Annotated in this window: 12 protein-coding genes and 1 riboswitch; of the genes, 6 read left to right on the top strand and 6 right to left on the bottom strand. The window is 53.5% G+C overall.

The genetic code is table 11. The annotated features are described in order from the left end of the window. Window positions 1–7 precede the first annotated feature (7 nt). Complete coding sequence (gene ung, locus JFU37_RS23545) at window positions 8–700, bottom strand: uracil-DNA glycosylase (protein ID WP_201119417.1); 693 nt, start codon at window positions 698–700, stop codon at window positions 8–10. Between the two features lie 132 nt (window positions 701–832). Here ung and JFU37_RS23550 point away from each other — a divergent pair, with 132 nt between their 5' ends. After that, window positions 833–1,936: an enoyl-CoA hydratase/isomerase family protein gene (locus tag JFU37_RS23550; RefSeq protein WP_201119418.1), complete on the top strand. Its 1,104-nt coding sequence runs from the start codon at window positions 833–835 to the stop codon at window positions 1,934–1,936. 174 nt (window positions 1,937–2,110) lie between these two features. Here JFU37_RS23550 and JFU37_RS31055 read toward each other — a convergent pair whose 3' ends face one another. The 5 genes from JFU37_RS31055 to JFU37_RS23575 form a co-directional block, all read right to left on the bottom strand. Then, a complete protein-coding gene (locus tag JFU37_RS31055; protein ID WP_201119419.1) occupies window positions 2,111–7,705 on the bottom strand; it encodes a calcium-binding protein in 5,595 nt (1,864 codons plus the stop codon). A 2-nt stretch (window positions 7,706–7,707) separates the two neighbouring features. Further along, window positions 7,708–8,565, bottom strand: coding sequence for a hypothetical protein (locus JFU37_RS23560; RefSeq protein WP_201119420.1), 858 nt, complete (start codon window positions 8,563–8,565; stop codon window positions 7,708–7,710). 32 nt (window positions 8,566–8,597) lie between these two features. Next, window positions 8,598–9,818 (bottom strand): glycosyltransferase family 4 protein, encoded by a 1,221-nt coding sequence (locus tag JFU37_RS23565; RefSeq protein ID WP_201119421.1) that lies wholly within the window; start codon window positions 9,816–9,818, stop codon window positions 8,598–8,600. Between the two features lie 346 nt (window positions 9,819–10,164). Then, window positions 10,165–10,617: a hypothetical protein gene (locus JFU37_RS23570; protein WP_201119422.1), complete on the bottom strand. Its 453-nt coding sequence runs from the start codon at window positions 10,615–10,617 to the stop codon at window positions 10,165–10,167. Between the two features lie 167 nt (window positions 10,618–10,784). Further along, window positions 10,785–11,042, bottom strand: coding sequence for a hypothetical protein (locus JFU37_RS23575; protein ID WP_201119423.1), 258 nt, complete (start codon window positions 11,040–11,042; stop codon window positions 10,785–10,787). Window positions 11,043–11,324: 282 nt separating this feature from the next. After that, window positions 11,325–11,425: riboswitch (guanidine-I (ykkC/yxkD leader) on the top strand. Window positions 11,426–11,486: 61 nt separating this feature from the next. Here JFU37_RS23575 and JFU37_RS23580 point away from each other — a divergent pair. The 5 genes from JFU37_RS23580 to JFU37_RS23600 are packed head-to-tail and all read left to right on the top strand — an operon-like array spanning window position 11,487 to window position 15,573. Then, complete coding sequence (locus JFU37_RS23580) at window positions 11,487–12,554, top strand: putative urea ABC transporter substrate-binding protein (protein ID WP_201119424.1); 1,068 nt, start codon at window positions 11,487–11,489, stop codon at window positions 12,552–12,554. A gap of 15 nt (window positions 12,555–12,569) precedes the next feature. Then, complete coding sequence (locus JFU37_RS23585) at window positions 12,570–13,385, top strand: ABC transporter permease (RefSeq protein ID WP_201119425.1); 816 nt, start codon at window positions 12,570–12,572, stop codon at window positions 13,383–13,385. Then, window positions 13,382–14,170 carry an ABC transporter ATP-binding protein gene (locus JFU37_RS23590; RefSeq protein ID WP_201119426.1) on the top strand — a complete coding sequence of 263 codons (789 nt, stop codon included), beginning with the start codon at window positions 13,382–13,384 and terminating at the stop codon, window positions 14,168–14,170. Before JFU37_RS23585 ends, JFU37_RS23590 begins: the two co-directional genes overlap by 4 nt. Before the next feature lie 12 nt (window positions 14,171–14,182). Beyond that, window positions 14,183–14,908 carry an urea amidolyase associated protein UAAP1 gene (locus JFU37_RS23595; RefSeq protein WP_201119427.1) on the top strand — a complete coding sequence of 242 codons (726 nt, stop codon included), beginning with the start codon at window positions 14,183–14,185 and terminating at the stop codon, window positions 14,906–14,908. Between the two features lie 11 nt (window positions 14,909–14,919). Then, window positions 14,920–15,573 carry an urea amidolyase associated protein UAAP2 gene (locus JFU37_RS23600; protein ID WP_201119428.1) on the top strand — a complete coding sequence of 218 codons (654 nt, stop codon included), beginning with the start codon at window positions 14,920–14,922 and terminating at the stop codon, window positions 15,571–15,573. The last annotated feature ends 259 nt before the right edge of the window (window positions 15,574–15,832 follow it).

The following is a 15,832-nucleotide window of genomic DNA, read 5'->3' on the forward strand; positions in this document are numbered from 1 at the left end:
CAACACATCAAACCGGCGGCAACCGCCATTCGATCGGCATCTCGCCATTCTGCTCAAGAAACTTGTTGGTCCGGCTGAAGTGCCCGCACCCGAAAAAACCGCGATAAGCGGACAACGGCGACGGATGCACCGAGGTCAGCACCAAGTGCTTGGTGGCATCGATCAGTTTCTGTTTGCTCTGGGCATGTGCGCCCCACAGCAGGAACACCAAATGTGGCTGGTGCTCACTGACCACCTCGATTATCCGATCAGTAAAGTGCTGCCAGCCTTTGCCCGCATGGGCGTTGGCATTGGCGCGCTCCACGGTCATGGTGGTGTTGATCATCAGCACGCCCTGGTCCGCCCAGCTTTGCAGGCATCCGTGGGCCGGGATGTCGATGTTCAGATCACGCTTCAACTCTTTATAGATGTTGACCAGCGACGGCGGCGCCGGCACGCCCGGTTGCACCGAGAAGCACAAGCCGTGCGCCTGGCCCGGGCCGTGATAGGGGTCCTGCCCGAGGATGACCACCTTGACTTTATCCAGCGGCGTCGAGTTGAGTGCGTTGAAAATCATCGGTCCCGGTGGATAGATTTCCTTGCCCGCAGCGCGCTCCTGTTGCAGGAAATCGCGCAACTCTGTCATGTAAGGCTGGTCGAACTCGGCACGCAGTGCCTCCTTCCAGCTCGGTTCGAGTTTGATACGGTCGTCAGCAGTCATGGTTACATCCGGCAAAAACAATGGGGCGAACCCTAGGAAAGCCCATCACGCTTGTCAATTGATCTGACGCAGATCCGGCACTTTCCTGCATAGCGATCATACTGAACGCTCAAATTCTCGATCGAGGTCACGATGAATCTGCACTTCGAAGAACTCACCGGCACCGACGGCGCTCGCATCGGCATCGCCAGCCTGGATGCCGAAAAATCCCTCAACGCCCTGTCCTTGCCGATGATCAACGCCTTGCGCGATCAACTGGACGCCTGGGCCAAGGAACCGCAAATCGTCTGCGTATTATTGCGCGGCAACGGCGCCAAGGCCTTTTGCGCCGGCGGTGAAGTCCGCAGCCTGGTGGAAGCCTGTCGCGCGCAGCCCGGGGAAGTGCCGCCCTTGGCCGCGCACTTCTTTGCGGCGGAATATCGCCTGGACTTCAATCTGCACACCTACCCGAAACCATTGATTTGCTGGGGCCATGGCTATGTGCTCGGCGGTGGCATGGGGCTGCTGCAAGGCGCGAGCATTCGCATTGTCACGCCGAGCACTCGGTTGGCGATGCCCGAGATCAGCATCGGCCTGTACCCGGACGTCGGGGCCAGTTGGTTCCTGTCGCGACTGCCGGGCAAACTTGGCTTGTTTCTCGGCCTGACCGGCGCCCATATGAACGGTCGCGATGCGATCGATCTGGACCTGGCCGACCGCTTCTTGCTCGATGAACAGCAGGAAGAGCTGATCGAAGGCTTGCTGCAATTGAACTGGCAGGAACAGACGCCGATGCAGCTCAACAGTCTGCTCAAGGCCTTGCAGCAGGAAGCCGTCGCGCAGATGCCCGAAGCCCAATGGTTGCCGCGACGTCAGCAGATCGACGAGTTGCTGGATGTCAGTGATGTGCGCTGCGCCTGGAAGGCTATCGCCCCGCTGCGCGATGACACCGACCTGCTGTTCAGTCGTGCCGCGCGGACCATGAGCGAAGGCGCGCCCCTGACGGCTCACCTGGTCTGGGAGCAGATCGCCCGCGCCAGGCACATGTCCCTGGCTCAAGTCTTTCAGATGGAATACACCATGAGCCTCAATTGCTGCCGGCATCCGGAGTTCAGCGAAGGCGTGCGGGCGCGGTTGATCGACAAGGATCAGAAACCCCACTGGCACTGGCCAGACATCAACAACGTGCCGGATGCGGTGGTTCAAGCGCATTTCCACAAGGTCTGGGAAGGCCGACATCCTCTGGCAGATTTGTAGGACTACTAAAATTCGGGATTGCCCGCGCTGGCTATTTCCAGAGATCTATCGCGGGCAAGTCACGCATGTACACGCTTTTAACTCCACCTCGGCCACGACATACTCCCCGAGCGAGCCTCCCGGCGCGCTCGAAAGAACTGCTCAGTCATCGCCTGTTTGTCATCGAAGTCATAGCTAAATCTGAAGCCCGTAAAATTTAATTATTTCCTTCATTGCCTCTGACACACCCTCGTCATTACGTAAAAATATATCGTCCATATCCCTTAACGGGAGCAGAGGATGTAGAAGCTCAACCAGTTGGTCAGCAGTATAGTCTTGAGGGACTCTTTCCACTCCTTGTACCCTTATAAAATTTATCGCAGCATCGCCTCCTAAAAAATGATTAGCCACTCGTATCTTCGGAGATGAACCATAATTCACTACCATTACAAAATCATTATTATCGCGGTGAAATTTTAACTGATGGATGGATACTCCAAAATCCGTAAAGTCGATTCCGTCAGTACCGCCAGATGCATTAATAATCAAATCTCTACCCAAGCCGTCATATTTATAAATATCATTACCGGCGCCGCCGGCTAAAGTGTCGTCACCAGGCCCTCCCCAAAGGACATCATCACCTGCACCGCCGGAAATCAAGTCATCTCCCTGCATACCTCGTATCTCACCGGAGCCACTCAAAGTGTCATTACCTTGACCTCCAACGAGAGGCAGCATTTTATTGTCCCGATAAGAGTTAGCCATAGGTGCACTATCGATCAAGACACCATGATGATAAATATCAGGAGCTGGCCCTAACTTACTACTAGCTATAAAGTGCTCCAAGCTAACGCTCGAGCCATCTGAGAATTTTATAATTTCAATACCGGAGCCACTGAGATCACTGGAGTTAGGCAATACAATACGAAGCTTCTGATTCTTACCCCATGAAATATCAAGCGTCGAGTACAGCATCTGCCCACGAGGCGGATTTCGATGGGTTTCGCGTCGTGGGCTTGGTGCCAACTCAATATTGACCGCTTCAACTAAGATAGCGCCCCAACTTAACTGCAATTGCTCAAGGGTTATCCCATCCGGAAGTCTAACGGTATCCGTATCGTGTACCCCGAACTCATCTTTCCATCCGGCAACCCCAACTTCAGGACGGAGAAAAACAGGACTCAACATATCCACAATAATAGTAGTCGCTCCAGCATGCGCGCCAATTACATAAGTGTCTGGACCGTTCTCGCCGTAAAGCCAATCATTCCCCGAGCCACTGATTAAATAATCCGCACCCTCGGATCCGAGCAGCGTATCGTTTCCTCCCCCACCTGAAAGAAACGCACCGGGCACCCTATCCTCATATTCACCATAATAAATTTCAGAATCCTTATAAGTGACAATTAAGTCATCGCCCGCTCCGCCATGAAAAATATTTCCCACTTCGAGATTTACCCTGCCACCTGCATCGTCGCCCTGAACAATTTGATGACTGACAGTTTTGGTCGTAACATCCCAACCAAACTCTTTATAACTGACCTCACTACTTTCGAAGCTTCCAGCAGGATAAACATACCAACCCTGAATGACACCCAAGGCATTTTTCTTTTCTACAACAACATCACCCGCATTTAAAGAAAACCCACTATAGCTTGAGCCTGACGGATAATAATGCGGTTCCTGCTTTGGCGTATATTTAAGTCCACCTACCACTGCAGGTCTGGACTCAGTGCGGGACGTTGAATTTGAGGATCTCTCGCTGATTACAGCTCTACCCGAAACAGAATTCACTTGCTCTGGAGTTTCTGATAATGATCCCGCCTGAAAGCGCTCAACAATAAATTTAGTTTTTTCACTGTAGCTGTACTCATTATCAGTAATATGGGTCCTGGCCCAAACACCCCCATCATTCAACACGAACCCCGTTGCTAATCTACGTGCCGCGCGGCGCTCTTTCAGGTTTGCTAAAAATTCTTCGCCCCACACAATATCGTTTTTAGCTCCATGACTGGGGGGATTCATCATAGAATTATCAGTACCCGCCACCTCACTAGGCTTTTCATTACCTCCGGGCTGCTCCGCAACAATTGTATTTCCAGAAAACCCAGCGCCATTTTCTACTGCACCATTTCCCAACGTGGCTTCTGCAACAGACGAACCGTCAATATCTTTCGGGCCGTCAGCTATTTTCATAACATCCTGAAAACTCAAAACCCCATCACTGAAACTAAATAATGAGTCTTGCCATTTTTCAAAATCCCGAATCAGAATCGAGTCATCCAAACCATTCGATAATCGTAATACCGGGCCAACATCAACAACTATGATGTCAGCTTTCAAACTATTCACAGTAAATCCAGATCCAAATTTTACGATGTTGTTTCCGCCTGTATCTGCGATAACATCGAGACCATCACCGGCGCCGAAATGATAAGTATCATCGCCGTCTTGCCCTTCCAGATAGTCGTTGCCACTGCCTCCTCCAAAAACGTTGTTACCGGAGCCACCGCGAAGATAGTCCACACCTGCACCACCAGATAATGTGTCGTTTCCACCGCCGCCCAGCAGAGTGTCGTTACCTGAACCTCCATCAAGATAATCTGCGCCATGTTCCGATTCGGACGTATGTTCATAATCACCCATTAAAAAGTCATCATCAGCACCTCCGTAAAGTGTATCGGCGCCTAAGCCTCCCCAGAGCGTATCGTTTCCTGCATCACCTCGAACGTAATCATCATTGGTTCCTCCCGCTAGCAGGTTGGGCTCATCTCCATCCAAGGCATCAGCCCCTTGCCCTCCTATCAGCGTGTCAGAGCCACCCATGCCCCGAAGTGTGTCATTACCAATACCGCCATCTAGTAAATCGTCACCGTGGTAACGAACTGGGTGATCGGCGTAATCGCCAGATAGATCATCGTTACCTGCGCCGCCATAAAGTGAATCATCAGCACCGCCACCTTGGAGGGTGTCGTCGCCCGCACCACCATCGAGAAAGTCATTACCAAAATAATTTGCGGCGTCACCCTCAACACCCTGCAATACAGAGTCATCACCTTTTAGATCATCGTTACCAATTCCACCGTACAACACATCGTTACCGCCATTACCGGCTAGTTCATCGTTGCCGCCCCCACCAACCAACAAATCGTTCCCGTGGTGTCTGCTTTGTAGACCATCAACCCAATCAAGGTTATCTCCCAACAATCTATCGTCGTCTTCGCCTCCCCAAAGTGTGTCATTTCCCCCATCGCCGCTCAGGACATCGCTTTCAGTTCCGCCATCGAGTAAATCGTCTCCCCAGCCGCCAGTCATAAAGTCCCGACCACCTTGGCCGTAAAGAATGTCATTGCCACCCTCGACAGAATTGCTGAGGGAGGCATTGGCGTAGACGTTACGCATACTGACGACTCCATCGCCGAGAGGGACGTCAATCCTTTTGAAATCCCAATTTTCCGCAAGCCCGCCGGTCGTATCATCACCGGATAGATTGTCGTCGCCAGCGCCCCCAACCAGCGTGTCTCGACCGTTACCGCCCAGTAGCACGTCTCGGGAGTTGGTGCCGACAAGTAGATCATCGCCCAGCCCCCCATCAAGCCAATCGCCACGACTTGCTTTCCCTTTAGCGGCTCCATCAGCCATCGCTCGTTCGATAGTTGACTGCCGATCTCCAAACAAACGGTCATTTCCAGCTTTACCGAATAACCGGTCAGAACCTCCAAGCCCAATGATTACGTCGTCGCTCGGCGATCCGTGAAGTACATCTGCCTTATTTCTATGCTTTACCTTTCGAACCAAAACGTTCCCCAATTCATCGTAAGAGAACTGATCTCCTGCAACGTGGGGGTCGGTATCTTTTGCTTTCCAATCGCCCGCAACGATTAGATCGGGGCCTGAAAAGTTTTGGCCTTCGTAATCGGGGAGATGAATACCCAACATTCCTGGCGTGTAGTGTTTAATAAAAACCAGGTCATTCGGACCGTATTTAATATTAAGCGTTTTCTCAGCGAGTTCTTCGATGAGGGTTAAAGCAATGGTCCCACCCTCAGTAACCCAGGTATTGCTCAGAGGACCGCTACGTTTAAGGACCGGTATCGGAAGACCATTTATAAGTATCTGGCCATCGACGTTAAAATCGAAAATTTGATCGACTCCATCGCCACTCGAGAATTCATATCGATCATTACCTTCGCCTCCAATCAGAATATCGTTACCTTTCCCACCATCTAATACATCATCACCTGACATCCCATGTAGAGAATCATTCCCCTCTCCACCCATTAACGAGTCGTTACCATGCCCCCCTTCAATATAATCATTTCCTTCGAGGGCCTTGATCGCGTCATCGCCCGCTCCGCCATAAAGATGATCGATATTTGTTCCTCCGCTGAAAGAGCGGCCTCCATCATCACCAAACATGACCAGAGGATTTGAAACCCCTGTACTCATTGGCGCCTGTTTACCTAATGCAAGATCTGAGTAGGAAAATTTCTGAGTCGTGTTTTCACCGAATGATCCGTTGGTCCTGGCTATCAAACGGCCTAACATATCTGCGCGATCAGAAAGCCATTGCTCTGTGATGACACCTTCGCCGGTTTTCGGGTCATAGAGTTCCAATCCACGTCCTGGAAAACCGTCGTCTCGTTCTATAACTATTTCACTCAGGTGTTTTAGAGAGTTACGTAACGCCTGCCCAACAGATGTATCTTCGGCTGCTAGTACTCCCCACTCAGAAGCGCTGCCGTATTCCCCAATTGGCTTGGCTACGATGCTTTGGGATTGACTCGGTGAGAACGACGAGAAAAATCTATAGGCATTAGCAGAAAACGTTTCATCCGTGGTATCCGCAAAAGTAGCGTCATCGTCGTATGTTCGTTTAAACATGTCAAAGAAGGCATTCACGCCGTACCTCAAGATCAGATTAACCGCTGGTGAAATAGGCGTGCCTTTAACCACATACTGAATTAGCGGATTAACATTACCACTACTAAGTGCCACATTTATCTGTTCTGGCACAACTGAAAACACCGTCTCCAATATGTGCCATCCGGAATTTTTGCCCACGGCCTCAAGAGCCACGCTGTAGGAGTTTATTGCAAATAAGATATTCTTGAAATCATCGACTCTATTAACTTTTGCTTGTTCATGACTGCCTTTTAATTCCGACCCAGGATCACCTGCCGAGATCAGTCTCCACGTTTCATAGGGAAACTCCCCACCCAACAGACTAAACGCGATTGTCCCCGACCATCCTGAGTTACGACTTGAGGCAGTGTCTTCTGCATCACTCATGTCTTCGAACAATATTTCCCCAACCGCTCTTGCATCGATGGAAGCGATTTGGCTAATTGAAGGAACGGTCCAAGGTGCCAAATTATCTTTAACCGATCCGTAAATCAGAGCATTTACAAAATTGACTGCCACCCCATTAGATGCTTTTTGTATCAAGTCAGCTCTAAATATTTCATTCAGTCTCAACTGTCCTTGCCGTACCGTATAGGCGCGAATCAAAGCAGAGTAAGCTCCGTCTCCTCCATTGGCATCAATCGCCACATCAAGCCAAAGCTTGGCGCTCTTTAAGGTCCCTCTTAAACTTTCATTGAAAATACTTCGCCCGGAGATTTTTTCACCAACAATATCCGATAAGACTTGATAAAAAGGAGCACAATTTAGACCTTTTATCTCCACTGCTTGATACAACTTAATCTCTGAATCAAACTTCATTCCCTTGCATATTGCGACAGCATCAAAAATCTTTTCCTTCTCTGCAACACTAAAAATATAACTCATTATTACTTCCCTGTAATTATGGAACGCGAAAGATATTCACTAATCAACCGTAGCGCTATGGGAGCCCCAAACAACGAACCAGTTCCAGTCCCTACACGGGCATCCCCACCTGCAAAATCGAAATCATGCAACTCGACCGTACAATAGGCATTCAAACGCCCAAAATCCAAATCTTCCAACTGTGACTTATTAAAAGTTAGTAATACTTCCTTATTCAATCCACTCGCCAAAACTGCGGTAGACGGAGAACCCAAACCGTTACACGCTATCACGCGCGGTGTACCGTCACGTCGACGCCAATCACGTATCACAAAGTTTTTTATTGAAAATTCATTCTTAAAACTAGGAGGGGGAGCCGTAAGCCAGAGTTCCAAGCCAGGGTAATTTTTGAGTTTAACAATAAGCTCATCAGGCCAATCGACAGTCTGGCGTCCCATATTGTATGGCTCGGTGGATGGCTTTCTGGTGTATAGCCTGGCAGCCACATTGAAATGTCCCCAACTGGATGGCGGTTCTTTCCCTCTCTCCTGATAGACTGTGCGGATCTCAGTACCCGTCCACCAAAAAGAACCCTCGAGAACATCTGCAATACATCCCCCGTCCCTCGTTGAAGAACCAAAATGGAACCCTGGTATCTGAGTTCTATCAAGAAGGCTCCCCCCCAAGATGGGAACGTGTTCCATACCAGCAAGTTTTTGACTACATTTTTTTGATATCTCACGACGCTGTTCTCTTGCTTCTGTCTCGCGCTTCCAGTCAAAGTGGCAATTCACTAACCAACAACAAAAAGCCAAAATAAAACCATATTTCAGTATCACCTTACACCGCCGATATGCATCCCTGCGAGACACCTTAAACATTTAAAACCTCCATTTTCAAATGACAAAACATGCTATTTATAATCACGACCAGCAGCCACGCGATCAAAAATGTCAAAATAGCCTTTTAAACCATGCTTTACATCAAACCTGCTCGCCGTCGATTCCGCCGACCTTTTAATCAAATCAAAACCCTCGGGAGTTTCTAATACACTGCAAACTTTTCCAGCGATCGCCTCACTGTCAAAAAAATCCACCAACAATCCATTTTCACCATCAACGATCACTTCCTGAACCGGAGCGGTATCAGAACCTATCACGACACATCCAGATGCCATGGCCTCTAACAGAGACCAAGATAAAACGAATGGATAAGTCAAATAAACATGCACTTTTGAAACCTGCAAGATAGCTCTATACGTTGCATACGGAAGTTTGCCTGTGAAATGCACCCTCGAAAGATCCACATTTAATTCCGCCAGCAATTTGCTGCGCCAGCTTTCATAACCTAGTGGCATACGCCCATAGCTCACGCCATCGCCTCCCACTATTACGATTTTGGCGTCGGGGCATTCGGCCTGAATATAAGGAATGGATCTCATAAAACTATGAAATCCGCGATATGGTTCGAGATTTCTGGCAACGTACGTCACGACTGACTGGCCAGCTTTTATCACGTGCCCACTGGGTAGCTTGACTGAGGCAACCGCCACAGGCCCAGGTGACTGCAAACGGACACCCTCATGAACCACTTGAATTTTTGATTGATAGGTCGTCGGAAAAAGACTGCGCTGCCAATGTGTTGGCGAAATTCCAATATCACACTGTTCAAGGTTCAAGAGATGCATCGAATTCAGGAGGCGAAGTCTTGAAGAAGCATCTACGGCACACGGGAACTCCGGATCGAAATCCATATCCGCCCCCTTTGAATGATAATAATACTCACAGAAATGAATCAGCGGAATTTCAGGATACACATCCTTAACGAACAGCGTTTCACCCCATCCGGGATGACCAAGTATCACATCAGGGCGATAACCTTTCTGCTTAAGCCTTATCAACACGCCTAGGACTTGCTGCCCATCCAATATCGCTTCTTCATATTTATGTAAATACGGATGACCATAACTTGATGTTTTTCTTATAGAGTGATATCGAAATAGCCTTATACCATAAACACCTGAAGCAGTATCTCGACCTATTGCAGTAACCACGATGCCTGGTCGACTCAGCGCGGCCAACGCAACATGCAGAAATTGACCGGGAAAATTTTGATGAATAATAAGTAAATTCATGATTGGACCGACTTTCTTCCTTGGACACCCCCGTTAAATTGAAGTTTTTACAACATCAATATGAATGCATAAACGCTAACAAACACGCAAAAATAAAACTGTAGGAGGCTTCCGAGAAAACCCGAGGAGATGGAGCAAGAGGAGTGAGTTTTCGGAACGAGTATGAGCGACGCTTGTTCTCTCCCGCCACCGTGCGTACGGTTTCTTAGAGTGCTTCACCTTCAGGTGGTCCGGCTTACCGCTACGGTGGACCGAACAGCGTCAGTCACGGCGCTATCCGCCATGCTTGGCGCGCAAAAAAAACGGCGCTTGATGCGCCGCTTTTATAGAGGATTTTTGTGAAGGGTTACCGGCGGCCGCCTCGGCCTTCGTGATCGCCGTGACCGTTGTGGTCGCCTCGTCCGTCGTGGTTACTGTTGCGTCCGCCACCCCGGTGGTCGTCATTGTTCCAATTGCCGCGGTTACGCCCCTCCCATCCGTGATTCTGATAGGCCCGGTAATCAGCCCGGGGTGCCGACTGATAATAGCGCGGTGCCGATTGGTAGATCCGCGGCTGCGAGTAATACCGCGGCGTTGGCTGGTAATACCGCGCCGGCGGAGAGTAATACCGTGGCGGTGGCGAGTAATAACCCCCGCCGCCTGAATAGTAACCACCCGAGTAATAGGCAGGCGCTGGCGAGGTGTAGACCTCGGAACTGTAGTAGCTGGCTCCTTCATCGGAATAGGGCACGCATGCACCAAGAGACAATCCCAATACGGCAATCAGAAGAATTCGACGGAGCTTCTTTCGACAGAGCATGGCGGCCTCCTGGACCGCGAGTGAGCCACACCAGCGACGCTGGCAGGCGACAGTCAATTATTCGGTGACTGTCGAAAGATCAGACATCGTTTTCAGAATCTGGTGCGTTCTTGAAACACATTGAAACAAGTCGCCGATGAAAGGTTTTTCATCTATTCACACGCTGATTAGTGGTGCCCACCGTGATAGCCGCCGCCGTAATAACGCGGACCGTGCCCGCCGTAGTAATAGTAGCGACCACCGTAATAACGGGGGCCGTAATACCCGCCGTGGTAGTAAGGCCAGTAATAGCTGCCGTAGTAGTAAGGCGAGTAATAGCCGGGGTAGTAATAAGGTGCGGTGTACACATCGGCAGGGCCTACGTAGTAGTAGCACGCTGAAAGACCTAAACCGAAAAACGCACTGAGCAGTATTCGACGCAACATGGCGGCCTCCGGGAAGACCAGCGACAGCAGCCGGCACAGGCCGGCTGATACCTCTTTTGACTTACAAACCTGTGCCAAGTGCGATGCAACAAACACCTTCAGATCAGCGGACAACACGATCCATTGGGGTGCACTCGCGCACCATCAAAAGGCAACACCCCCTTCCCGTCCCTCCGCGCCAACGGCGCAATCCCCACGCTAGAGCCCTCAAGTCGACTTGGCACGGCTCTCGCTTTAGCAAAGACGTGCAGGAGTCACCACAGGTTCGCGGCACCACATTTTGCAATGGCTGACTAGGGTTCCGGCTCGCTTAGGCGAGTGGCTGGTCCGAGAGTTGGCGACCTCCAGTTGAGGTTACACGGCGGGACAAAAGCCCGGGAGACAAGCCACCGTTCGCGGTGCCGCGTTGACTCCTGCCCGCCCCTGATCAACTGGAGAACCACCATGTCCCAGCTTCGTTTACCCGCCCTCCTCGCCGCTGCGTTCGCAGCTTTCGTAAGCCTCTCGTCCCAGGCCGCGCAGAAAGACCATTTCAGCGTTTGCTGGACTATCTACGCTGGCTGGATGCCTTGGGAATACGCCGGTAGCCAAGGCATCGTCGACAAATGGGCAAAAAAATACGGCATCACAATCGATGTGGTGCAGCTCAATGACTACGTCGAATCCATCAACCAGTACACCGCCGGCCAGTTCGACGGTTGCACCATGACCAACATGGACGCGCTGACCATCCCGGCGGCCGGTGGCGTCGACAGCACCGCGCTGATCGTCAGCGACTTTTCCAATGGCAACGACGGCATCGTGCTCAAGGGCGACGGCAAGAAAGTCACCGACCTCAAGGGCATGGACGTCAATCTGGTCGAGCTGTCGGTGTCCCATTACCTGCTGGCCCGCGCGCTGGATTCGGTAGACCTTACCGAGAAAGACCTGAAAGTGGTCAACACCTCCGACGCCGACATCTCGGCGGCCTTCAACACCGACCAGGTCAACGCCGTCACCACCTGGAACCCGATGCTCTCGGACATCAAGGCCAAACCCGGCGTGAGCGAAGTCTTCAACTCCAGCCAGATCCCCGGCGAAATCATGGACATGATGGTGGTCAACAGCGCCACCCTCAAAGACAACCCGGCCCTGGGCAAAGCGCTGACCGGCGCCTGGTTTGAAGTGGTTGAGCTGATGAACGCGAAAAACGCCGCCAGCAAAGCGGCACTGGAACACATGGCCAAAGCCTCTGGCACTGACCTGGCGGGTTTCCAGTCGCAACTCGACACCACCAAATTGTTCGCCACCCCTCAAGAAGCGTTGGCGTTCTCCACCAGCAAGCAACTGCCGGCCACCATGCGCAAGGTGGCCGAGTTCTCGTTCCAGCATGGCTTGCTAGGTGAAGGCGCCAAGGACACCAGCGCGGTCGGCATGGCCTTCGCCAATGGCGTGATCAGCGGCGACAAGGCCAACCTCAAGCTGCGCTTCGACCCGAGCTACGTGCAGATGGCCGCCGACGCCAAGCTATAAAAAGAGGACTTGGCCATGCGCCTGATCAATCGCCACCCGGATCGCCCGAGTCGCCTGCTGTTGGTGATCCTGCCGTTCGCCCTGGTGCTGTTCGCCTACTTCATGGGCTCGGCCGAGCGGCTGACGGACAACCCCAACGACAAACTGCTGCCGAGCGCCGTGCAGATGACCGACGCGGTGAAGCGCCTGGCCTTCGTGGCCGACACCCGCACCGGTGAATATGTGCTGTGGCAAGACACCGCCTCGAGTCTAAGGCGGCTGGCGATCGGCCTCGGTATCAGCGCGCTGGCCGGGCTGTGCCTGGGCATCGCCGCCGGCACGCTGCCGCTGTTTGGCGCACCGTTGTCGCCATTGCTGACCGTGCTGTCGATGGTGCCACCACTGGCGATTCTGCCGATCCTGTTCATCGTGTTCGGGCTCGGGGAGTTGTCGAAAGTGATGCTGATCGTGATCGGCATTACCCCGTGCCTGGCGCGGGATCTGGAACAGCGCGCCCGGGAAATACCCGTTGAACTGCTGATCAAGGCCCAAACCCTCGGTGCCTCGACCTGGACGCTGATGCTGCGCGTGGTGCTGCCACAATTGCTGCCACGTCTGTTGATCTCGCTGCGGCTGATGCTCGGTTCGGCGTGGCTGTTCCTGATCGCTGCCGAAGCCATCGCCTCCACTGACGGCCTCGGCTATCGGATCTTCCTGGTGCGCCGCTACCTGGCGATGGACGTGATTCTGCCCTACGTGGTGTGGATCACCCTGCTCGCCTGGCTGATGGATTGGGGCCTGAAACGCCTGACCCAACGCGCGTTCCCTTGGTATGAAGGAGCCCGCGCATGAGCTTCATCACGGTGAAAAACGTCTGGCAGCAATACGGCGATCAGGTGGTGCTCGAAGGCCTGAACCTGAACGTCAACGAGGGTGAGTTCTGCACACTCGTCGGCGCTTCGGGTTGCGGCAAGTCGACCTTCCTGCGGCTGCTGCTCGGCCAGGAACGCGCCAGTCGCGGCGAGATCCGGCTGGACGGCCAAGCGCTGGCCGGCGAACCGGACGCGAGTCGTGGTGTGGTGTTCCAGCGCTACTCGGTGTTCCCGCACCTGACGGTGCTGGACAACGTCGCCCTCGGCCTCGAACTGCCGCGCTCGCCGCTGCTCGGGCGCTTGTTCGGCAGCGCCAAACGCGAGGCCCGGGAACAGGCCTCGGTGCTGCTGCACAAAGTCGGCCTCGGCCACTCGCTGGACAAATACCCGGCGCAACTCTCCGGCGGCATGCAACAACGACTGGCCATCGCCCAGGCGTTGATCATGAAGCCTCGGGTATTGCTGCTCGACGAGCCGTTTGGCGCCCTCGATCCGGGCATCCGCAAAGACATGCACACGCTGCTGCTGGAGCTGTGGCGCGAGACGCAACTGACGGTGTTCATGGTCACCCACGACCTGTCCGAAGGTTTCAGCCTGGGCACTCGTCTGCTGGTGTTCGACAAGGTCCGCGTCGACCCGCATGCCCCCGGCGCCTATGGCGCGCGCATCACTTACGACATCCCTTTGAACAGCGACCGCCGCGTCCAGCGTGCCGCCGTCGACGCCTTGCCGGCACCGCTGGCAGGCACGCTTCGTATCGCTTAGAGGAATTTTGCAATGACTGATTCGACTCAACTGTTCCCACCGTTTGCCGAAGAAATGCTCCCTGGCGGCGGCCATCGCTCCTTCGTGTTGAAGCGCGGCCAACTGCTGCGCCTGACCGACCTGCGCGGTGGCGCCAACGTCAGTCTGACGCTGCTCAACGCCAATGAAAAAACCGAACGCCTGAACCTGCCCGACAGCCTCAAATGCCAACACACCGCCAAACTCACCAGCGGGCATTGCTTGTACTCGGACATGGGCCGCGTGTTGGTCGCCATTACCGCCGACACCTGCGGCTGGAGCGACAGCCTCGGCGGTGTGCTCTGTGCTGAGGAGGTCGCGGAAAAATACGGTGCCGGCCGCTATCAGGAACTACGCAACGGCTTCTTCCGCAACGGCACCGACAACCTGTTGGTGGAATTGGGCAAATGGGGGTTGGGCCTGTCCGACCTGCTGATGACCCTGAATTTGTTCAGCCGCGTGAACGTCGATGAGGCGGGGCGTTTCCACTTCGTCGAAGGCCATTCCAAGGCTGGCGACTACATCGAGTTGTACGCGCCGATGGACACGCTGGTGGTGCTGACCGCGCTGCAACACCCGATGGACCCGTCGCCGCAATACTCACCGAAACCGCTGAAGCTCAGCTGGATGAACGCTGACGCCAGCGTCGCCGAACACTGCCGCACCTCGCGCCCGGAAAACGAGCGCGGCTTTATCAACACCGACCGCCTGTTCGCCTGAGGATCGCTGCCATGTCACTTGCAATTGCTACCGCTGCCGCTCACACAAACAGGCAACCCGACGCCGCGATCTACCGCGCGACCATCCCGGCCGGCGAACCCTGGCTGATGGAAGTCAAGGCGGGCCAGACCCTGCGCATCCTCGACCTGGAAGGCAACCAAGCCGTCGATACGTTGTTCTACAGCGTCGCCAATCCGAAGGAACGCTACGACGTGCAACGCACATTGCGTCGGCAGAACAGCGTCTACCTGAGCACCGGCAGCGTGCTCTATTCCAACCTTGGCAAACCGATGCTGACCCTCGTCGCCGACACCTGCGGGCGCCACGACACCCTCGGCGGTGCCTGCGCGCAAGAGAGCAACACCGTGCGCTACGCGTTGAAGAAACGCTACATGCACAGCTGCCGCGACAATTACCTGCGCGCCTGCGTCCATGACGGACGACTGGGCAAGGGCGACATCGGGCCGAACATCAACTTCTTCATGAACGTGCCGGTCACGGCTGATGGCGGGCTGACCTTTGAGGACGGGATTTCGGCGCCGGGCAAATACGTCGACCTGCGGGCCGAAATGGACGTGATCGTGCTGATCTCCAACTGCCCGCAACTGAACAACCCGTGCAACGCCTACAACCCGACGCCTGCGGAGTTGCTGGTATGGAACTGAAACTCGCCCGTTTGCGTAAATGGTTGTTCGCCCTGTGCCAGTCCCGTTCAGGCCAGTGCATTAAATAACCTTCCCCTGTAGGAGCTGCCGCAGGCTGCGATCTTTTGATCTTGATCTTTCAGGGAGCTAAGAAGATCAAGATCAAAAGATCGCAGCCTGCGGCAGCTCCTACAGAGGTGCGGTGTCCATTGCAGTCACCCGGGACGGCCCTGGTGCTTATCGAAAAATTGCGGGACGGCCCGCATCCCAGGTCGAGGCT

This window comes from Pseudomonas sp. TH41 (genome assembly GCF_016650695.1).
Lineage (GTDB): Bacteria > Pseudomonadota > Gammaproteobacteria > Pseudomonadales > Pseudomonadaceae > Aquipseudomonas.